This is a genomic window from Streptomyces sp. AA4 (assembly GCF_000158875.1).
Lineage (GTDB): Bacteria > Actinomycetota > Actinomycetes > Mycobacteriales > Pseudonocardiaceae > Amycolatopsis.
This window is the reverse complement of the sequence record NZ_GG657746.1, coordinates 6,917,072-6,935,112: the sequence shown is the minus strand read 5'-3', so window position 1 is coordinate 6,935,112 and position 18,041 is coordinate 6,917,072. Positions and strand designations below refer to the sequence as shown.

At 70.2% G+C, this 18,041-nt stretch carries 19 protein-coding genes; 9 read left to right on the top strand and 10 right to left on the bottom strand.

The window, feature by feature from the left end; all coding sequences use genetic code 11:
* The first annotated feature begins 39 nt into the window (after nucleotides 1–39).
* On the top strand, nucleotides 40–990 hold the full coding sequence (locus tag SSMG_RS31570) for an aldo/keto reductase (protein ID WP_009082804.1): 951 nt from the start codon (nucleotides 40–42) through the stop codon (nucleotides 988–990).
* 4 nt (nucleotides 991–994) lie between these two features.
* Here the strand turns inward: SSMG_RS31570 and SSMG_RS31565 are convergent, their stop codons facing one another.
* On the bottom strand, nucleotides 995–2,353 hold the full coding sequence (locus SSMG_RS31565; protein ID WP_009082803.1) for a wax ester/triacylglycerol synthase family O-acyltransferase: 1,359 nt from the start codon (nucleotides 2,351–2,353) through the stop codon (nucleotides 995–997).
* 180 nt (nucleotides 2,354–2,533) lie between these two features.
* Here SSMG_RS31565 and SSMG_RS31560 point away from each other — a divergent pair, with 180 nt between their 5' ends.
* A complete protein-coding gene (locus SSMG_RS31560; RefSeq protein WP_009082801.1) occupies nucleotides 2,534–4,177 on the top strand; it encodes a thiamine pyrophosphate-binding protein in 1,644 nt (547 codons plus the stop codon).
* A gap of 1 nt (nucleotide 4,178) precedes the next feature.
* Here the strand turns inward: SSMG_RS31560 and SSMG_RS31555 are convergent, their stop codons facing one another.
* Nucleotides 4,179–4,628 (bottom strand): MarR family winged helix-turn-helix transcriptional regulator, encoded by a 450-nt coding sequence (locus SSMG_RS31555; RefSeq protein WP_009082799.1) that lies wholly within the window; start codon nucleotides 4,626–4,628, stop codon nucleotides 4,179–4,181.
* A gap of 63 nt (nucleotides 4,629–4,691) precedes the next feature.
* On the opposite strand from SSMG_RS31555, the gene SSMG_RS31550 reads away from it, so the two are divergent.
* Together SSMG_RS31550 and SSMG_RS31545 are read left to right on the top strand one after the other, a co-directional pair.
* Complete coding sequence (locus tag SSMG_RS31550) at nucleotides 4,692–5,060, top strand: VOC family protein (protein ID WP_009082797.1); 369 nt, start codon at nucleotides 4,692–4,694, stop codon at nucleotides 5,058–5,060.
* Nucleotides 5,061–5,153: 93 nt separating this feature from the next.
* Nucleotides 5,154–5,582, top strand: coding sequence for an EVE domain-containing protein (locus SSMG_RS31545; protein ID WP_009082795.1), 429 nt, complete (start codon nucleotides 5,154–5,156; stop codon nucleotides 5,580–5,582).
* Nucleotides 5,583–5,584: 2 nt separating this feature from the next.
* On the opposite strand, the gene SSMG_RS31540 is transcribed toward SSMG_RS31545, so the two are convergent.
* On the bottom strand, nucleotides 5,585–6,262 hold the full coding sequence (locus SSMG_RS31540; protein ID WP_009082793.1) for a GntR family transcriptional regulator: 678 nt from the start codon (nucleotides 6,260–6,262) through the stop codon (nucleotides 5,585–5,587).
* Nucleotides 6,263–6,509: 247 nt separating this feature from the next.
* Here SSMG_RS31540 and SSMG_RS31535 point away from each other — a divergent pair, with 247 nt between their 5' ends.
* The 3 genes from SSMG_RS31535 to SSMG_RS31525 all read left to right on the top strand — a co-directional run bounded on the left by SSMG_RS31535 (nucleotide 6,510) and on the right by SSMG_RS31525 (nucleotide 9,477).
* Complete coding sequence (locus SSMG_RS31535) at nucleotides 6,510–7,838, top strand: MFS transporter (RefSeq protein WP_009082791.1); 1,329 nt, start codon at nucleotides 6,510–6,512, stop codon at nucleotides 7,836–7,838.
* Between the two features lie 13 nt (nucleotides 7,839–7,851).
* Nucleotides 7,852–8,136 carry a hypothetical protein gene (locus SSMG_RS31530; RefSeq protein WP_009082790.1) on the top strand — a complete coding sequence of 95 codons (285 nt, stop codon included), beginning with the start codon at nucleotides 7,852–7,854 and terminating at the stop codon, nucleotides 8,134–8,136.
* A 69-nt stretch (nucleotides 8,137–8,205) separates the two neighbouring features.
* Nucleotides 8,206–9,477 (top strand): aspartate aminotransferase family protein, encoded by a 1,272-nt coding sequence (locus SSMG_RS31525; protein WP_009082789.1) that lies wholly within the window; start codon nucleotides 8,206–8,208, stop codon nucleotides 9,475–9,477.
* A gap of 64 nt (nucleotides 9,478–9,541) precedes the next feature.
* Here SSMG_RS31525 and SSMG_RS31520 read toward each other — a convergent pair whose 3' ends face one another.
* On the bottom strand, nucleotides 9,542–10,423 hold the full coding sequence (locus SSMG_RS31520; protein WP_286156987.1) for an esterase-like activity of phytase family protein: 882 nt from the start codon (nucleotides 10,421–10,423) through the stop codon (nucleotides 9,542–9,544).
* 1,443 nt (nucleotides 10,424–11,866) lie between these two features.
* Nucleotides 11,867–12,064: a hypothetical protein gene (locus tag SSMG_RS31515; protein WP_037715481.1), complete on the bottom strand. Its 198-nt coding sequence runs from the start codon at nucleotides 12,062–12,064 to the stop codon at nucleotides 11,867–11,869.
* Between the two features lie 224 nt (nucleotides 12,065–12,288).
* On the opposite strand from SSMG_RS31515, the gene SSMG_RS31510 reads away from it, so the two are divergent.
* Nucleotides 12,289–12,846, top strand: coding sequence for an NADAR family protein (locus SSMG_RS31510; protein ID WP_037715479.1), 558 nt, complete (start codon nucleotides 12,289–12,291; stop codon nucleotides 12,844–12,846).
* A 16-nt stretch (nucleotides 12,847–12,862) separates the two neighbouring features.
* On the opposite strand, the gene SSMG_RS31505 is transcribed toward SSMG_RS31510, so the two are convergent.
* From SSMG_RS31505 to SSMG_RS31490, 4 genes are all read right to left on the bottom strand, one after another.
* On the bottom strand, nucleotides 12,863–13,381 hold the full coding sequence (locus tag SSMG_RS31505) for a GNAT family N-acetyltransferase (RefSeq protein WP_009082780.1): 519 nt from the start codon (nucleotides 13,379–13,381) through the stop codon (nucleotides 12,863–12,865).
* Nucleotides 13,382–13,397: 16 nt separating this feature from the next.
* The gene (locus SSMG_RS31500) at nucleotides 13,398–14,153 is read right to left on the bottom strand and encodes an IclR family transcriptional regulator (RefSeq protein ID WP_050788331.1); all 756 of its coding nucleotides are present in this window, start codon (nucleotides 14,151–14,153) and stop codon (nucleotides 13,398–13,400) included.
* 62 nt (nucleotides 14,154–14,215) lie between these two features.
* The gene (locus SSMG_RS31495) at nucleotides 14,216–15,745 is read right to left on the bottom strand and encodes a PH domain-containing protein (RefSeq protein ID WP_009082776.1); all 1,530 of its coding nucleotides are present in this window, start codon (nucleotides 15,743–15,745) and stop codon (nucleotides 14,216–14,218) included.
* Nucleotides 15,742–16,254 (bottom strand): PH domain-containing protein, encoded by a 513-nt coding sequence (locus tag SSMG_RS31490; RefSeq protein ID WP_009082774.1) that lies wholly within the window; start codon nucleotides 16,252–16,254, stop codon nucleotides 15,742–15,744. The genes SSMG_RS31495 and SSMG_RS31490 overlap by 4 nt, the downstream gene beginning before the upstream one ends.
* 173 nt (nucleotides 16,255–16,427) lie before the next feature.
* Between SSMG_RS31490 and SSMG_RS31485 the strand changes: the two genes are divergently transcribed.
* Complete coding sequence (locus SSMG_RS31485) at nucleotides 16,428–17,342, top strand: proteasome assembly chaperone family protein (RefSeq protein WP_009082772.1); 915 nt, start codon at nucleotides 16,428–16,430, stop codon at nucleotides 17,340–17,342.
* Between the two features lie 250 nt (nucleotides 17,343–17,592).
* On the opposite strand, the gene SSMG_RS31480 is transcribed toward SSMG_RS31485, so the two are convergent.
* Nucleotides 17,593–18,012: a MarR family winged helix-turn-helix transcriptional regulator gene (locus SSMG_RS31480; RefSeq protein WP_037715472.1), complete on the bottom strand. Its 420-nt coding sequence runs from the start codon at nucleotides 18,010–18,012 to the stop codon at nucleotides 17,593–17,595.
* Nucleotides 18,013–18,041 lie beyond the last annotated feature (29 nt).

Here is an 18,041-nt window from a genome sequence, read left to right as displayed (position 1 = left end):
CCCTCGCCCCGGGCCGGGCGGCGATGCTGTGCTCGACACATGCGGACGACGACCCTTGGCCGCAGCGGCCTCGAAGTGTCCCGGATCGCCTTCGGCACCGGCGGGTTCGGCGGGCAGTGGGGCGGTTTCGACGAGGACACCGCGATCGCGGCGATCCGGCGCGCGCACGAACTCGGCATCACCCTGTTCGACACCGCTCGCGCTTACGGCACCGCCGAAACTCTTCTCGGCAAGGCGTTGCGCAGCGAACTGGACCACCGCCGCGACAGCGTCGTCATCGCGACCAAGGGCGGGACTCGTCCCGGTTCCGCACGCGTCCGCGATTCCCGCCGCGCATGGCTCGTCCAAGGGGTGGACGACAGCCTGCGCGCGCTCGGCGTCGATCATCTCGACCTCTACCAGATCCATTGGCCCGATCCGCGGACTCCGGCTGCCGAGGTCGCCGGAACGCTGCGGGAACTGGCGGACGCGGGCAAGATCCGCCACGCCGGAGTCTCGAACTACGACTCCGCGCAGCTCAGCGCGTTGCACGACACCGTGGAAACCGTGCAGGTGCCGTATCACCTCTTCCGCCGCGGCGCGGAAGCCGATCCGCTCCCGTACGCCCGCGCGCACAACGTCGGCGTGCTCGCCTACAGCGCGCTCGGCAGCGGTCTTCTCACCGGCACGTTGACCGCGTCGACAGTCTTCGATGCCTCGGACTGGCGGTCGCGTTCGTCCGCTTTCCGCGGAAAGTCCTTGCGGCACAACCTGAAGATCGTCGACCGGCTCGCCTCTTTCGCCGCGGAACGAGGCGCGGAGGTGAGCCAGCTGGCCCTCGCGTGGTCGCTGGCGAAGGTCGACGTCGCCATCGTCGGCGCCCGCCGCCCGGCCAGCATCGAACGGAGCGCGACCGTCCTCCAGCTCGACCCGGATGACCTCGCCGAGATCGATCGCCTGGTCGCCGACGCCGTGCCGGTCGGCGGGGCCAGCCCGGAAGGCATCGACTGACCGGTTATCCCCGGGTCGCGAACTCCAGCTCGGCCAGCGCCGTGTCCAGGTGCGTCAGGATCCGCTGCAGGTGCGGGACGCTGCGCCGGCAGCCGGTGACACCGAAGTCGAGGTTGTCCCCGTTGCTGGTCAGCGTGATGTTCAGGGCCTGCCCGTCGAGCAGCACCGACGCCGGGTAGATGCCGTCGAGCGCCGCGCCGTTCCAGTACATCTGCTTGCGCGGGCCCGGCACGTTCGAGATCACCAGGTTGAACGGCGGGCGCGTGTTGCCGACGACACCGGGGATCGGCGACGCGCCCAGCTGCGCCACGTTGATCCCGGACAGCAGCAGCGTCTGCAGCGGCGACAGCTGCGAGAACAGCTTCTTGCCGTTCGACATCGATTCGGAGATCGCGGCCAGCCGCTGTGCCGGGTCGGTCAGGTCGGTGGCCAGGTTGCACAGGAGCGCGCCGATGTTGTTGCCGGTCGCGTCGCCGGTGTCGCGGCGGCGCAGCGACACCGGGACCATCGCGACCAGCGGCGCGTCCGGCAGCGCGCTCTGTTCGATCAGGTAGTCGCGCAGCGCGCCCGAGCACATCGCGAGCACGACGTCGTTGCGGGACACGCCCGCGGCGGTCGCGACCTCGCGCACCCGGTCGAGCGGCCAGGACTGCGCGGCGAACCGGCGCGCGCCGCCGATCGGCACGTTCAGCATCGTCTTCGGCGCCTGCATCGGCAGCATGAGCCGGTGCTCGCGAAACGCCTCGCGCGCCACCTTCGCCGCGGCCGGCGCGATCCCCGCGACCTGCTCGAACGTCTTGCCCACCAGGGCGAACGGCGATTTGGCGGCCCGGCCGTTGTGGTTCGCGGCTGGCTTGTCGCGGGCACCCCACGGCGGCGGGCAGTCCAGGTCGGCCGGGTCGTCGGACAGCGTGCCTTGCAGATGGCGCAACGCCGAAACGCCGTCCATCAGCGCGTGGTGGATCTTCGAGTACACCGCGAACCGGCCGTCGCGCAGTCCTTCGATGAGGTGCGTTTCCCACAGCGGCCGGTGCCGGTCGAGCAGCGTGCTGTGCCAGCGCGAGGTGAGTTCGAGCAGTTCGCGGATCCGGCCCGGCTGCGGCAGCGCGGAATGCCGGAAGTGGTAGTCGAGTTCCAGGTCGGTGTCCCGCGACCAGCGCACGTGCCCGACGGTGTTCACCGGACGGCTCGGCCGCATCCGGAACACGCTGCGCATGTTGTCCGATTCGAGCAGGGAGCGGCGCAGGTCGCGCAGATAGTCGTCGCCGGCGCCCTCGGGTTTGCGGAACAGCTGGAGCCCGCCGACGTGCATCGGATGCTCGCGGGTTTCGACCATCAGGAACATCGAGTCGGTCACCGGCATCAACGGCATCGTGCCACCCCTTTCCGCCGTGTCGGGGACCTCGGCGTCCCCGGCCCCCGGAGTGTACGCACGAAAAAGGCGGTGCTTCAGATCTCGCGGCCAGGTGGGGGACAACCGGTGACAAACCCTGTCCGGTGACGTGTCTGCAGCTGCTTACGCGAGGCGGATACCATCGCTGGCGTGGCAGGACGGACTGGAGCTCAGCAGCTGGGGGACGCGCTCACGGCTCTCGGGACCGAGGTGGTGTTCGGCTTGCCGGGGGTCCACAACCTGCCGCTGTGGGAGGCGTTGGCGGACACCGGGATCCGGCTCGTCAACGTCCGGCACGAACAGACCGCGGGCTACGCCGCCGACGGTTATGCCCGCAGGACGGGAAAACTCGGCGTCGCGCTCGTGACCACCGGCCCCGGCGCGGCGAACACGCTCGGCGCGGTCGGCGAGGCGATGGCGTCCGCGGCTCCGGTGCTCGTGATCGCCACGGACATTCCGTCGACGTTGCGCCGTCCGGGTGTCGTGCGGGGCGTGCTGCACGAAACTTCCGACCAGCAGGCGATGTTCGCGCCGGTGACGAAGGCCGGTTTCACGGTGCATCGCGCGGACCAGATCGCCGCGACGCTGCACCGCGCCGCCCGGCTCGCGCTGATGCCGCAAAGCGGTCCGGTGTATTTGGGTATTCCGACCGATTTCCTCCGCGAACCCAGCCCGCCGCGCGAACCGCCCGCGCCGCCCGCCGAACGCGTGCTCGACCTGCCGGATCTGCCTCGCGCATCGGAACTGCTGGCGTCCGCGCGCCGTCCGCTGATCTGGGCGGGCGGCGGTGCGTTGCGCTCGGAAGCCGGGGAAGCGATCGGGAATCTCGCGCGCCAGCTGGCCGCGCCGGTGCTCACCACGTTCGGCGCGCGCGGCCTGCTTCCGCTCGATCATCCTTGCCTGGCCCCGAATCCGGTGCACGCGCCGGAGGTCGGGCAGCTGTGGGACGAGGCCGACGTGGTGCTCGCGATCGGCACCGATTTCGACGGCCTGATGACGCAGAACTGGCAGATGCCCGCGCCGCCGAAACTGATCGCGATCAACGTCGACGCCGGAGACGCGGCGAAGAATTACCGCCCGGACGTCACCCTGGTCGGCGACGCCCGCCGCGTCGTCGAATCCCTGCACCCGGAACCGCGGCCCGGCCTGGACGAACTCACCGCGCGGCTGGCCGGCATCGGCCGCCGGGTGCGCGGGCGCATCCGCGACGAGGAACCGCAGGCCGCCGACTTTCTGTCCACTTTGGAGGAAGTGCTCCCGGCGGACGGGACGATCGTCGCGGACATGTGCGTCGCCGGATACTGGATCGGCGGCTTCCACCGGGTCCGCGCGCCGCGGCGGCTGGCGTATCCCATGGGCTGGGGCACGCTCGGCTACGGCTTCCCGGCGTCGCTCGGCGCGGGCGCGGCAGCCGAGGCGGTCGGCGGCGGGCGCGTCCTGTGCGTGACCGGCGACGGCGGTTTCCTTTACGCGGTAGGGGATTTGGCGACGCTTGCCGAGGAACAGCTGCCGGTGACGGTCGTCGTCGTCGACGACGGCGGCTACGGAATGCTGCGCTTCGACCAGGACCAGGAAGGCCTGCCGCATCGCGGAGTCGACTGGGACAGCCCGGATTTCGTCGGACTGGCCCGTTCGTTCGGCGTGCACGCGGACCGGGTGTCCGGCTTCGGCCGCGCGTTTCGCCGGCTGCTGAGCGAATTCGTGGAATCGGACGAGCCGAACGTGCTGGTGGTGCGCGCGAAGCTCAAGCCGCCGCTGAACACTTCGCCGCGGTGGTACCGGAAACCGCGCTGAGCTATCCGCCGTCCCGCAGGGAATCGGTCATGCTCCGCAGGATCCGGAGCGCGTCCGCCTGCTCGGTTTCGGTCAGCCCGGACAGCATCCGGACCTCGACCGCCCGCACCGCGGCGCTCGCCTTTTCCAGGCTCCGCCGTCCGCGCGGAGTGAGCCGGGTGGGAAGCGCCTTCCCGACGGGTGCTTCCGCGGGCCGGGTTACGTAGCCGTCTCGTTCGAGGGCTTGGAGCAGCACGTTCATCGACTGCCGGGTGACGAACGCGCCCCGCGCCAGCTCGGAGTTCGACAGGCCGGGTCGTTGCGCCAGCAGTTCGAGGCAGGAGTAGTGCGTCACCGTCATGCCGAGCGGACGCAGCACCTCCTCCATCGCCGCCCGCAGCGCGCTCGACGCCTCTTTCAGCAGGTAGCCCAGCGACTTGTCCAGGTCGATCCCGCCACCGTCTTGACTCATGTCAGGATTCTGACATACAGTGAGTCGTGTCAGGAACCTGACATGATGAAAAGGAGCAGTCCCATGCCCGCTGTCGGCCCCGATTTCCTCTCGCTCCAGGCGCGTGACCTGGACGCTTCACAGGCGTTCTACGAGCGCTACCTCGGCCTCGTCCGCTCGCCGGCCGGACCGCCGCACGCCGTCGTCTTCGAAACGAAGCCGATCGCGTTCGCCCTCCGCGAGGTCGTCCCCGGCACGGACCTCGACTCCGTCGCCCAGCCCGGCGTCGGCGCCGCGATCTGGCTGCTCGCCACCGATGTCCAGGCCATCCACGACGCGCTTGTCGCCGACGGCCACCGCATCGTCTCCGCGCCGATCGACGGTCCCTTCGGCCGCACGTTCACCTTCGCCGACCCCGACGGCTACCACGTCACCCTCCACGACCGTGGCTGAGCGCCTGGCCGAGGCGCTGGCCGTCGTCGCCGCCGATCTTTCCCGGCTCCTCGGCAGGCCGACGACCGGTCTCGTCGAAGGGATGACCGCGAAGTGATCCGTCCCGGTCAGCGATTCTGGATCAACACCGTCACGCTGGACCACGTCGAAGCGGCTATCGAAGGCGGTTTCACGCAAGCAGATCACGGGGCTGGCAAACGTCTTCGCCAGCCGCGGCCCGGCGACGAAATGCTTTTCTACTCGCCGCGCACCAGTTTGCAGGGCGGCACGCCCGTCCGGCAGTTCACCGCGTGGGCCACCATCACCGGCGAAAAGCCTTACCAGGCCTACGTCAGCGACGATTTCCAGCCATGGCGGCTAGCGGCTTCTTTTCACGCTTGCCAGCGGGTGGACGCCAAACCGCTCGTCGGCCAGTTGTCGTTTGTCGCCGACCCCACGCATTGGGGTTTGCCGTTTCGCCGCGGCTTGTTTCCCATTCCACAGCAGGACTTCGCGACGATCCTCGCGCGGATGACCGGGTGAAGTCAGCTGTGGTGCGCGTCGGCTTCCCAGCTGAGGAATGCGTCCAGCGTCGCTGACCGGTGCGCCCGCGCGCAGTGCTCGATCCATTCGGGGCCGGAGCCGGAACGGATCAGGTCGAGCAGCTGGTCGTGTTCGGCCACCGAAGCGAGCGCGCGGGCGGGCACGAACGAGAACGTCGAATCGCGGATCGCGGCGAGCTGGGCCCAGCCCTTCTTGACCAGATCGACCAGGCTGGGGTTGGGGCAGCGGCGGTAGAGCACCTCGTGGAACTCGTGGTTGAGCCGGGTGAACTCGACCGGTTCGAGCTGGTCGAGGCCGGCACGCATCCGGTCGTTGAGTTCGCGCGCCTGGGCGAGGTCGTCGGCCGTCAGGTGCGGCGCGGCGAGCGCGGTCGCCGCGCTTTCCACGATCGCGAGCATCTGCATCGTGTGCTCGTAGCCGATCGGATCGATCGCCGCGACGGTCGCGCCGACGTTGCGCTCGAAGTGCACCAGCCCCTCGGCCTGCAGCAGCCGAACCGCTTCGCGCACCGGGACCGTGCTCACGTCGAATTCCTTGGCCAGCGAACCCAGCACGAGCCGGTGCCCGGCCGGGTACTCGCCCGCGGTGATCCGGGACTTCAGCACCTGGTAGGTGTGCTGGCTCTTGCTGAGCCCGGCCTGCTCGTGCGTCGTGGACATCCCTGTCGCCTCCCCTTCGCACTCCGCCGGGGCGGAGTGTCCAGGCCACGGTAACCGGTCCGTTTGTTGCGCTAAATAATATACTATCTGGCCGATGCGGCCGCTGGCTGGAAACCGCCAGCACGCTGTCAATTCCGACCACTGTAGACAAAAGGCCTGATCAGTTACCGCATTGAGGCTTGTCGGGATGGTGGCTGATTATATACGATCTGGCACGGCCTGAAGCACTGTCAGCAGGGGAGGCGCGATGCCGCGCACGACCGGGATCAGCAGAGAGCACCGCCGCGTCGTGCTGGCGGCGATGGTCGGCACGACTATCGAATGGTTCGACTTCTTCATCTACGCGATCTGCGCCGGACTGGTCTTCGCGACGCAGTATTTCGCGGTCCTCGGCAAGGACGCGTTGATCGTGTCGTTCGCGACGGTCGGCATCAGCTTCTTCTTCCGCCCGATCGGCGCGGTGATCGCCGGACATCTCGGCGACCGGCTCGGCAGGCGCGCGATGCTGATCCTCACCCTGCTGCTGATGGGAATCTCGACGGTGCTGATCGGCCTGGTGCCGAACACCGCGTCGATCGGCGTGTGGGCCCCGATCATCCTGGTGCTGCTGCGCATCGTGCAGGGGCTTTCCGCGGGCGGCGAATGGGGCGGCGCGGCACTGCTCGCGGTCGAGCACGCGCCCGCCGACCGGCGCGGGCTGTACGGCGCGTTCCCGCAGATCGGCGTCCCGATCGGGCTGCTGCTGGCCAACGGCGTCCTCGCGCTGGTCACCGCGCTCACCTCTCCGGAGCAGTTCCTGGCGTGGGGCTGGCGGATCCCGTTCCTGCTGAGCGTGGTGCTGATCGCGGCCGGCCTGATGATCCGCTCGCGGGTCGCGGAAAGCCCGGTCTTCGAGGAGGTCCGCGAGAAGAAGGCGCGGTCGAGCATGCCGCTGGTGCAGTTGTTCCGGCACCACTGGAAGCTGGTCGTCGCGGGCGCGCTGCTGTTCGCGGCCAACAACGCCGTCGGATACATGACCACCGGCGGATACGTGCAGTCGTACGCGACCAAATCGCTGCACCTGGACCGTTCGACGGTGCTGATCGCGGTGATGCTCTCCGCCGTCGCCTGGCTGCTGAGCACGCTCGTCGGCGGCTGGCTCGCCGACCGGATCGGGCGCCTGCGCACCTACCAGATCGGGTTCGCGGTGCAGCTGGTCTGGATGTTCCCGTTCTTCGCGCTGGTCAACACGGGAAGCGTCGGGCTGCTCGTGCTCTCGCTGGTGTTGTTCTCGGTCGGGCTCGGGTTCACCTACGGCCCGCAGTCGGCGCTGTACGCGGAGATGTACCCGACGACGGTCCGCTACAGCGGCGCGGCGATCTCGTACGCGATCGGCGCGGTGCTCGGCGGGGCGTTCGCGCCGACCATCGCCGAATCGCTGCAGACCAGCACCGGAACGGTCTACGCGGTCGGCGGCTACCTGGCCGTGATGACCCTGATCGGCCTGGTCACCAGCTTCTTCGTCAAGGACCGGAAGGGCGCGTCGCTCAGTTCCGCGCCCGCGAACGCACCGGCCACGACCGTCGAAAACGTCTGAGCGGGGGCGCGCGATGCGGACCCAGACCCGAAGCGACTACTGCGCGTGGCTCGACGCCGCGGCCCGGGACGCGCACGACGCGATCAACCGGATCCACGTCGAGGCCTACGCCGATCTGGTCCGGACCGCCGAGCTGTACAAGGGCGAGCTGGCGTGCCGCCGTCCGGTGCGGCGGCCGGCGCCTGGTCTGCCCGGCCGGGGACAGCGCCATCGGAGCCATCGGGACTCCGGGCTGCGGAATTCCGCGATGGCGCGCGTCGAGGGGTCGCGGTTCGCCGATCCCCGGCCGGGCGGGTAGAAAGGGCGGCGGCGGCCGGTCGCCGCTCCCCGCGGCGCCGGCCGGTTGAGCCGACCCCGAGGAGGAGCAATGCCGGACCAGCAGCCGAACCCGCTGTGGCACCCGTTCGCGGACATGGGCGCGGTCGACGGAAACCGGTTCGTGGTGACCCGCGGCGAGGGGTCCTATGTCTGGGACGACGCGGGCCGTCGTTACTTCGACGCCTCCGCGTCGCTGTGGTACTCGAACCTCGGCCACGGCCGTCCCGAGATCACCCGCGCGGTCACCGAGCAGCTGGAGAAGCTCGACGCGTACAACCTGTTCGGCGGCGTCGCGAACGAACCGGCGCTGAAACTGGCGGCGCGGCTGTCCGAGCTGGCTCCGGTGCCGGGGTCGAAGGTGTTCCTCGGCTCGGGCGGCGGCGACATGGTGGACACCGCGGTGAAGATCGCGCGGTCCTACTTCGTCCACACTGGACGCCCGGACAAGACCCACGTCATCAGCCGGACCCAGGGCTACCACGGCACGCACGGATTCGGCACCGCCGCGGCCGGGATCCCGGCGAACGCGGAGGGCTGGGGCCCGCCCGCCGCGGATTTCTCGCAGGTGCCGTACGACAACGCGGCGGCGCTGGAGGAGGAAATCCTCCGCGTGGGCCCGGAGCGGGTGGCTGCGTTCTTCTGCGAACCGGTCATCGGCGCGGGCGGCGTGCTGCTGCCGCCGGACGGGTACATCGAGGAAGTGGCGGCGATCTGCCGCAAGCACGAGGTGCTGTTCGTCGCGGACTGCGTGATCTGCGCGTGGGGGCGGCTCGGCACCTGGTACGGCATTGATCGGTGGTCAGTGCAGCCGGACCTGGTCACCACGGCGAAGGGCGTGACGAGCGGGACGATCCCGCTGGGCGTGCTGCTGGTCGCGCCGCACGTGGCGGAGCCGTTCTTCACCGGCCGCCCGGGCGCGCCGATCCTGCGCCACGGCGCGACATACGCCGGGCACCCGGTCGCCTGCGCCGCGGCGAACGCGACGCTGGACATCTACGAACGCGACGACATCATCCCGCGCGGCAAGGCGCTGGAGAAGCCGCTCGCGGACGCGCTTTCCGGTGCCGTCGGGCACCCGGCGGTCGCGGAAGTCCGGGCCGGGCTGGGATTCCTGGCCGCGGTCGAGTTGGCTCCGGACCTGCTGGCCGCGGACCCGGGCGCGCCTGGCCGGCTGCACAAGTTCCTGCTCGAGGAGGGCGTGATCGTGCGCTCACTCGGCAAGGGGATGGCGGTGTCGCCACCGCTCGTCGCCGAGGAAGCCGAGCTGGACTTGCTGGCCGCGGCCGTTCCGCGAGCGCTGGACCGGTTGCTGAAGAACTGACCTCTCCTGACACCGCGGCGGCGCCGAGGTTCCGGCTCCGCCGCGGTTGTCCGTCTACAAAGGACTACTTACAGGCGAGCGTTCCGGTGCGCAGCGCGTGGTTGTCGTCGTTGTCGTCGTCGGACCACACGACCTGCTTGGTCCCGTTCGCGCAGGTCGGCGAGATCGCGAAACCCTCGTTGTTGTAATTCGACATCCCGGACGGCCGGTCGTACTGCGCGGTGACCGCGAACGCGCCGCTGGAGTTGACGTCGAGCGTGGTGGTGCGGCCCTTGCACGTGTTGTCGCATTCGGCCCACAGGTGGCCGGTCGACGGTTCGTACTCGAGGTCCATCACCGCGGGGAACCCGCTGTCGATGGTCGCGACACGGGTGTACTTGCCGCCGGACTGGTCGAGCGCGTAGGCGTAGACCTTCCCGTTGGCCTCCAGCCCGACGAAGTACAGGCCGCTCCCGTGGTTCGGATAGCTCGCCGGGTTGTAGGCGGCTTTCGTGTGCTCGTCCCGGAATTTGCGCGCGGTGAGCGCCGAGTCCGGAACCCAGGCGATGGCCTCGAGCCCCTTGTTGGGCTCGACCGACGGCAGGTCGGAGGTCAGGTCCCATTCCCCGGTCGCGTTCAGCGATTTGTTCGACCCGGAGGTCGCGTACCGCAGCACGGCGGGCTTGCTCGTGTCACCGTCGTCGTTGTCGCGCTCGGTCGAGGCGAAGACGCCGTCCGGGGTGACGACGACCCCTTCGGCATCCGGGTCGCCGCTGCCGTCGGAGTAGTGCAGGGACTTGCCCTTGGCCCAGCCGTTGGCGGTGTCAGGCCGCCATTTGTTCCCGTCCTGCACGAGCCGGTACAGGGTGCTCGGCCCGTTCTTCACGGCCCACAACACGGTGGGCGATTCGTACGACACGCCGCTGAGGTTGCTGCCGAAAACCCCCGCGTCGTCGGCAATGGCCACCTTCGACCCGCCGGGCCACGCGGTGGCTTTCGGAATGGCGGTGGTTTTCGAGTCGGCTGTCGGGTTGGCTGCGGGCGCCGCGTGGGCCGCCCCGGCCCCGACCGCGAGCGCGAGGACCGACAACGCGACGGTGCCCCGGATTTTTCCACGCCGATGTGTTCCACGCTGGTGCGCAAGCAAAGGAGCCGCTCCTTCTGTCCGTCTAGGCACGGACGAAGGCCGCGCCTAGGTGGTCGCTGCTGACAAGCGGCGGTCCCGCCTGTCGCGGGACTTACAGCAGTGGTTGATCGACAGTGGAGCACAAGGCGCGGCCGGTAAGCAACAAACAACAGGTGACACCGTCCCGATGACCGGCACGGCGGTACCGCGCCGCACAAATCACCGCGCCGATCACCGCGCCGTCAACGTGCCAATCACCGTGCTGCCAACGGGCAAACGACTTCCCCGACGATCTCCGCCGGGCGCTCCCGGCCGCCGGTTCTTCGAGTTTCGGTAGCCAGCCGCCAGCCGCCAGCCGACGGTCCGCCGGGCACCGGTCGCCAGCCTCCAGGCACTGCCCCGCAACCGCCGGGCACCGGCCCGTAACCGCCCGGCGCCGCCGGGCGGAAGTCCCGTGCAACGGTCGCGGAGTGACGGTCGCCAAACGGAACACATTGGGCGACGGCCGCTAAGCGGGAGCCCCCGGGTGAAGGTCATGGGGCGACGGTCCGCCGGGCGACCGGCGTCGGATGGGAAGTCCCCGGGCAACGGTCGCGGAGTGGCGGTCGCCAAATGGAATTCGCCGGGCGACAGCTGCCAGGCGGAGGCACCGGGGGACGGCCGCTAAGCGGAAGCCCTCAGGAAAGGTCAGGGGGCGATGGTCCGCCGGGGCGACCGATGCCAGACGGAACTCATCTGACGTCGGCCGCCAAGCGACGACCGCTGAGTCTCGCACGCGGAGCGTGCCGGAAGCCCTCGGCCGAAAGTCATGGGGCGACAGTCCGCCAGGCGACTGGCGCCGGACGGAAGTCCCCAGGGCAACGGTCGCGGAGTGACTGTCGCCCAATGGGGCTCGCCGGGCGACGGCCGCCGGGTTACGGCCACTAGGAGGAAGTCTCCCGGGCGACGGTCACCGGGCGACGGCCGCCGGGTTACGGCCGCCGGGTGACGGCCGCCGGGTGACGGCCGCCGGGTGACGGCCGCCGGGTGACGGCCGCCGGGTGACGGCCGCCGGGTGACGGCCGCCGGGTGACGGCCGCCGGGTGACGGCCGCCGGGTTACGGTCACCGGGCGACGGCCGCCGGGTTACGGCCACCGGGCGACGGCAGCCCGGCGACGGCCGCTAGGCGGAAGCCGCCGGGCGAAGGTCACCGCGCTGAGACTGCCGCCCAACCGCCGCCAGGCGAAAGCCCGGACGAAGGTCATCAGTCAACAGCCCGCCGAGCGACCGCCACCAGACGCAACTCACCGCGCGACAGTCCGCCACACCGGCACGTTAACGACCGCCGCAGGCATCCCGGGAGCACCACTGTCCCCAGGGACGATCGTGAATCGCCATTTGTCCACTCCGCCGCCCATGATTTCGGCATAGCGGCGGGCGCCGTCCGCGTTCGCGAAGCGGACCTGCTGACCACTGGCGAGGTGGGTGATCTTGACCGCCACACTGCCTCCTGGGGATCGATCGACGGACGGGTTCTGCCTGGGTGCCGGCCCGCGGAGCTTCCCCCTCCGGGGCCGGCCCACCCAGTAGAACACGTGTTCGATTCCCGAGGCAATCCAGGTCCCCCTCCCGAGCGACCCGCGTTCGAACCGGCCGGTCGGGGCCGGGGAGGCGGCGGTCGAAATCGGTTCCCCGACGGGGTTCCGGGCTGAAAGACTCTCGCTTCATGGAGTACCGCGATGTCGCCGAACTGGTCGACCGGATACCCGGCGGTCAGCGCGTCAAGTTCCTGTTCTTCTGGGGCCACCGGCCGGAGCGCGACGGAAGCGTCGGACGGGGCTGCCTGAGCCAATGGTGGCCGGCCGCCTTCACCGTGGACGGCCGGACGTTCGCCACGGCCGAGCACTACATGATGTGGCGGAAGGCTGTGCTGTTCGGCGACGAACAGAGCGCCGGGAGGATCCTGGAAGCAAGGCATCCGCGGCAGGCCAAGGAACTGGGCCGCGGCGTCGTGGGCTTCGACCAGGAGCAGTGGGAGGCCCGCCGCGGCGAGATCGTGCTCGCCGGCAGCGTCGCGAAGTTCGGGCAGCACCCGGAGCTGCTGCGTTTTCTGCTGAGCACGGGGAAACGAGTGCTGGTGGAGGCGAGCCCGCTGGACCGGGTGTGGGGCATCGGGCTGGCCGCGGACGACCCGGACGCGGAGGACCCGGCACGGTGGCGCGGCCTGAACCTGCTGGGCTTCGCGTTGACCCAGGCGCGGGAGATCCTGGCGGAATCAGCCTGAACGACCGCGAAACCGCTTAGGCAGCACCGAAAACGCGGGAAAACCGCACCATCGCCACCCGTGGCCACCGGTCCAGCCCCCGCGCGATCTCCGCCCGCCGGATTTCCCGCAGCGCCGGACCCTGCTCGTCCTCGGCCAGCACGCGGAACCCGAGCCGCTCGTAGTAGGGCGCGTTCCACGGCACTTCCGCGAACGTCGTCAGCGTCAGCCCGGAGAACCCGCGCGCAGCGGCCCATTCCCCGACCGTCTCGATCAGCGCCCGTCCCACTCCGCGGCGCGCGTGGCTCGGCAGCAGCGAAACCTGTTCCACGTGGCCGAAACCGTCGACCTCCTCGGCGAGCACGTACGCCGCGATCGTCCCGTCGTCGTCAAAAACCCAGCACCGGCCGGCAGACTGGAACGCCGCGAGGTCCTCGACCGAAGGAGGTGCGTCGTCGGCGATCTCGGCCATGCCCACGGCCCGGAACGGTTCTCCGGCAGCACGTTCGAGGTCAGGCAGCACAGAAAGATCGGCAGGGGCGGCGAGACGGATCACTGACCCGAGCTTACGGCTACACGGAGTACTCGGAAACCGCTTTTCCGATCTGCTCAGCGTAAGCGCGCAACGCCGTGAGGGCCCGTTCGCGCTCCGCGTCGCCGATGCGGGTGGCCGGTCCGACGAAGGTCAGCACGCTCGGCCGGTGCCGGTCGACGTCGACCGGCACCGAACAGCACCACACGCCGTCCTCGATCTCGCCCCAGCTCTGCGCGTAGCGGTTGGCCAGCGCGAGCTTGAGGTCGTCGCGCACCTCAGCCCCGCGTTCCCGGGAGATGCGGGCGACCTGGCGTTCGCGTGCGCCGTCGGGCAGCAGGGCGAGCAGCATCCGCCCGGTCGCGCCGACGCCGAGCGGGATCGAATGCCCCGGCTGGAACGTGAACCGCATCGGGCGGTCGCATTCGACCCGGTCGCTGCACACCGCGACGTCGCCGAAGTGCTGGAACAGCAGGACGGTCTCGCCGAGTTCGCGCACCGCCTCCTCCATCACCGGTCGCGCCACCCTCGCCAGGTCGTTCGCGAGCCGGGCGGCCCGCGCGAGCGGCATGACGCGGCTGGTGACGTGGTAGCGCCCGGACCGCGACTCCTCGAGCAGCTGCAATTCCTTCAGCAGCTGCACGTAGCGGTAGGTGGTGGCGACCGGGCTGCCGATCGCCTCGGCGAGCTCCGCCACGCTGGCCTCCCAGCGCTGCTCGGTGAACGACAGCAGCAACTGGAGCACTTTCCGGGAACTGTTGGCGCCGGCCGTGCGACGGAGCCCGGGTTCAGACATCCTGAAACCCCTTCGCGTGTTCACCGAATTCAGTCACGAACGCGTCGGTAAATTACCACACGTCACGGTTTTTCCGGCCCGGCGAGAAACGGCGTCAGCAATCCGGGGACGGCGGTGTCGGCGAGCGCGAGCCCGGCGCCCTCCTCGACGTCCAGCACGCGGTAGTGCCCGCGACCGGCGGCGACCGGCGCGATGACGGTCACCAGCCCGGCCCGCCGCTGGAAGAAGGACCGGTGCACGACGATCCCGGTGAGCCGGTCGCGCCGGACGGCGACCGTCGTCCGGGCGAGCGACCCGGAACGGGTCACGAGGTATCGGCCGGTGATCGCGTGGCCGAGCGAGCGGTACCGGTCGAAGCCGACGAGGACGGCGAACGGCAGCAGCACGAGCGCGGCCTGCCACGGCCATTCCGGCAGCACCTCGAGCCGGGCCAACGCGAAAAGCGCGGCCGACAGCGCCAGCACGGAGAAGACGGCGCGGGTGATCCGGCGGGTCAGGGCCCGCCGCGAATGCCGCACGAGGGGGACGTTCGCGAAGTCCTCGCCGAGCACCTCGCCGACGATCTCCCGGGCTTTCCCGGCCGGGGCCGGCGGCAGCAGCAGGCCGCCGCCGCGGTCCGCGCCCTTGCCCTCGCGCAGTCCGGCCGCGACCGCGACGCACTTCGCGCCGCCGACCATCCGCAGCGGCAACGGTTCCTTGATCTCGACGCCGCGCAACCGGTCTTCCTCGATCGACACCGACCGCGTCGTGATCAGCCCGCGCCGGATGTGCAGCGTGCCGCCCGGTTCGCGGGTGAGCCGGAAGTTCCAGAACGACAACACGTATCCGCCGACCGACAGCACCGACACCAGCACGAGCAGCCCGGCCGCCGCGAGCACCACGGTGAGCCACACCGGCTGTTCGAGCGCACGAGCGGTCAGGTCGCGCAGCGGCCCGAAACTCGTCGGATCGAAATGCAGTTCGTGCGCGAAGTGGTAGACGGTGCCGAGGATCGCGGCGACGACCGCGAGCCCGGACAACGTGAACGGCGCGTACCGGACCCAGCGCTTGTCGACCTCGGCGACGAGCGATTCCGGCGGGTGCGCCGCTTCGGGTCCCGCCGGTTTCCGGTGCAGCAGCAAGGTCCGCAGCCGCTGGGCTTCGGCGCGGGTGACCGCGTCGAGCACCAGCTGGTCCTTGCCCGGTCCTTTTCCGTGATCGTGCCGTCCGGTACCGATTCGTACCGCCGACAGCGAGAAAAGCCGATGTTTCGGTTCCGAAAGCACGTCTACGGCACGGATTCGATCGAGCGGAATCGCGCGTTGCTTGCGCAGCAGCAACCCGGTGTGCCATTCGATCTGGGTCGCGGTGACGCGGTAGCGCGACGTGAGGCAGTGCGAAACGCCGACGCCGATCGTGACCGCGGTGGCGGCGAGCCCGATCCACTGCCAGTGGTTCCCGTGGCCGAGCACCAGCGCGCCGACGAGCACCGGCAGCGACTTCACCAGGTCGAGAAACGGACGGATCAGCAGCATCCGGCGATCGAGGCGATGCCAGGGCGCGTCGCCGGCACCCTCGGCGGCGACCGGCGGGGAAGGCGCGGTCGCGTTCACGTCGCGTCCTCGCGAACAGCCTGGGTGGTGCGGGTCAGTTCGTCGGCCAAGGCGACCGCGACGTCGCGGTCGAGCCCGGAGATGCGCAACGGCCCCGCGGCGGACGCGGTCGTGACGGTGAGCCGCGCCAGCCCGAACAGCTGCTCCAGCGGTCCGCGTTCGACGTCCACGGTCTGGATCCGCGAGATCGGCGCGATCCGCCACTCCTGCTTCAGCCAGCCGGACTGGGTGTAGACGGCCTCGCCGGTGACCTCCCAGCGGTGCACGCGGTAGCGCCACTGCGGCATGACGAGCAGGTGCAGCGGGGCCAGCACGCAGGAGAGCAGCAGCGTCACGGTGAGCCACGACGGCGGGTCGTCCGCGGTCGCGACCACCACCGCCTGCACCGCGAGCACGAGCAGCCAGCCGGCCCCGGCCGACGCCGCCCAGTGGCCGATCGCCTGGCGGCTCACCCGGTGTTCGGGCGGGCGCAGCCGCAGTTCAAGCGTGGTGGATTCCTCGGTGTTCACCTGCTCAGAGTGCCCGAACGGCGGGGGCGATGCCCACGACAAGTGTCACGATGCCCCGATCCGGGTGGGCGGCGAGTGCGGGGCGTTACTATTTTCGCCGCGCGCGGGATGGATTCGCCGCCGGGCCGCGTTGTACCGCGTACGTCCGTGCAAGCGAGCAGCAGGAGGATCCGGTGGGACTCGATCCCGAGGAACTGTACGAGGTGGACTCGGACGTCCCCGACCTGGACGGAGCGGTGCTCCTCCACTTCTTCGAGGGTTTCATGGACGCGGGCTCGGCCGGACGGCTGGTCACCGACCACCTGACCGGCGAGGTCGAGAACCGGATCGTCGCGCGGTTCGACGTCGACCGGCTCATCGACTACCGGTCGCGCCGCCCGGCGATGATCTACGCGGTCGACCACTGGGAGGAATACGAGGCCCCCGAACTGGTCGTGCGCCTGCTGCACGACGAGGACGGCATCCCGTTCCTGCTGCTGTCCGGCCCGGAGCCGGACCGCGAATGGGAGTTGTTCGCGGCCGCCGTGCGCCAGCTGGTGGAGCGCTGGGGCGTGCGGCTCACCGTGGGCTACCACGGGATTCCGATGGGAGCCCCGCACACGCGCCCGCTCGGCGTCACCGCGCACGCGACGCGCGAGCACCTGGTCGGCGAGCACCAGCCGCTGCCCAACCGGATGCAGGTCCCGGGCAGCATCGCCGCGATGCTGGAGTACCGCTTCGGCGAATGGGGCCACGACGCGATGGGCTTCGCCGCGCACGTGCCGCACTACCTGGCGCAGTCGACCTATCCGGCCGCCGCGCTGACGATCCTCGACTCGATCGGCAAGGCCACCGGCCTGCGCCTTCCCGACGGCGAACTCCGCACCGCGGCCGAGGTCGCCAAGGCGGAAATCGACCGCCAGGTCGCCGAATCCGAGGAATCCGTCGACGTGGTGCGCGCGCTGGAACGTCAGTACGACACGTTCACCGAAGCGTCCGGGCACAGCCTGCTCGCCGAATCGCAGGAACACATGCCGACCGCGGACGAACTGGGCTCGCAGTTCGAACGCTTCCTCGCCGAACAGGGCGGCGACGGCTCCGAACGCTGAGCCGAGAGGTAGGCAACGCCTGCGGATCGGACCGTCTGCCAGGCCCACCAGAGCCGGGCCGCCATGATCGCCACGCCGGACATGATGAGGGCCGCACGTTGCCGCGAGGCGGCGGGGGCGGGTGTGCTGGGTGACATCTCTGAAGAAGCTAGCTTGTCCGCGGTCGGCCGGGCACCCGGACACGCCCCTAGCGGCTTGAGTCTGACTGGCCGCTGAGGCTCCCTCGCGGACGATCGCGGCGGGACCCGGCTCAGCCCGGCCACCCCGCCAAATACTGCAGCGCCTGGCTGGTCGGCCCGAACGCGTCGCCCAGCAGCGCGTGTAGTTCGCGGTTGAACGACTCGATCACCGGCCGCAGCCGGGTGATCGTCGCCTTCCCCTCCGGCGTCAGGTCCAGGACCAGCGCCCGGTGCTGTTCCGGATGCGGCTGCCGGACGATCAGCCCCGCCTCGATCAGCCGTCCGGTCATCGCGGTGATCGCCGATTCGCGCTGGCCCAGCTCGGTGGCCAGTTCGCGCTGGGTGAGCCCGGGCTGGTCGTACACCGCGAGCAGCGCGCCGAGCTGCGCGGTCGTCACGCCGCCCGCGGCGAGGCAGCGCCGGTCGCCCTCGACGCGCAGCCGGTGTGCCGCGCTCTGCAGCAGGAAGAAGAGACGTTCGTCGGCGGCCATGCGGGGATCTTGACAGTGTTCTCTTCTCG

Coding starts and splice junctions, on each gene's coding strand:
- SSMG_RS31570 (WP_009082804.1), top strand. CDS start 40: ATGCGGACGACGACCCTTGGCCGCAGCGGCCTCGAAGTGTCCCGGATC.
- SSMG_RS31530 (WP_009082790.1), top strand. CDS start 7,852: ATGCGGACCCAGACCCGAAGCGACTACTGCGCGTGGCTCGACGCCGCG.
- SSMG_RS31555 (WP_009082799.1), bottom strand. CDS start 4,628: ATGAGTCAAGACGGTGGCGGGATCGACCTGGACAAGTCGCTGGGCTAC.
- SSMG_RS31565 (WP_009082803.1), bottom strand. CDS start 2,353: ATGCCGGTGACCGACTCGATGTTCCTGATGGTCGAAACCCGCGAGCAT.
- SSMG_RS31500 (WP_050788331.1), bottom strand. CDS start 14,153: ATGTCTGAACCCGGGCTCCGTCGCACGGCCGGCGCCAACAGTTCCCGG.
- SSMG_RS31480 (WP_037715472.1), bottom strand. CDS start 18,012: ATGGCCGCCGACGAACGTCTCTTCTTCCTGCTGCAGAGCGCGGCACAC.
- SSMG_RS31535 (WP_009082791.1), top strand. CDS start 6,510: ATGCCGCGCACGACCGGGATCAGCAGAGAGCACCGCCGCGTCGTGCTG.
- SSMG_RS31540 (WP_009082793.1), bottom strand. CDS start 6,262: ATGTCCACGACGCACGAGCAGGCCGGGCTCAGCAAGAGCCAGCACACC.
- SSMG_RS31510 (WP_037715479.1), top strand. CDS start 12,289: ATGGAGTACCGCGATGTCGCCGAACTGGTCGACCGGATACCCGGCGGT.
- SSMG_RS31550 (WP_009082797.1), top strand. CDS start 4,692: ATGCCCGCTGTCGGCCCCGATTTCCTCTCGCTCCAGGCGCGTGACCTG.
- SSMG_RS31525 (WP_009082789.1), top strand. CDS start 8,206: ATGCCGGACCAGCAGCCGAACCCGCTGTGGCACCCGTTCGCGGACATG.